We start from the raw sequence: 709 nt of genomic DNA on the forward strand, positions 1-709 counted from the left end.
CATCGCTGGTCTTAATGTCGATTTGGACGGTGTTACGATCGATATCGATGCGGGCGGTTCTGCCACTGGCGCAAACACTGGTGTACTTCAAGTTGCTATTGGTATCCCCAATGACATCACTCTGACTAATTTGTCGATTGGCGTTCAGGGTTCCAGCGCAGCGACCGCTGGTGCAAGCGCTGACAACTCTCGCCTTGGTGATATTACAAATTCCACTGAGGTGTTGAGCGTTGGTACTTTGACACTAGCTGCTTCAGATTTGATTATGCAGCTGGGTCCTGATGCAGGTACACCTGCTGTTGGCACCGCCAACTTCCTTGAGCTGAGCGGTACCGTAAACGTGTCTTTGGATGATGTTCAGCTGTATGGCGGTACTAGCAATGCCGGCTGGATTGGGGCAGAAAACATCTCCGTTAATAACTTGGTACTCGGTGATGGCACCGATAATACTACTGCCAACCTGACCTCAACCGGTCTGGAGCTTACGGTGAGCACTACCGCGAATGATGTTGGTGTTGACATCTCCCGTCTGACTTTGGGTGATGGCTCTGCGGCGGCTCTGGGTAATGTCTACCTGACTGGTCTTGATCTCGGTGGTACTACGGTGGCCATCTCTGGTCACTAATAACGGCTGCAACTTCGGTTGCGAGTTGAAAAATACCCGGGCTTGCCCGGGTATTTTTTTGTTTCGAGGAAGGCAGATCTATAG

At 51.2% G+C, this 709-nt stretch carries 1 protein-coding gene; it reads left to right on the top strand.

Going from position 1 to position 709, the window contains the following annotated elements:
* Positions 1–625: hypothetical protein (locus A3730_RS32390; RefSeq protein WP_197477740.1), on the top strand; the 625-nt coding region annotated here is incomplete at its 5' end.
* Positions 626–709 lie beyond the last annotated feature (84 nt).

Source organism: Alcanivorax sp. HI0044, assembly GCF_001634945.1.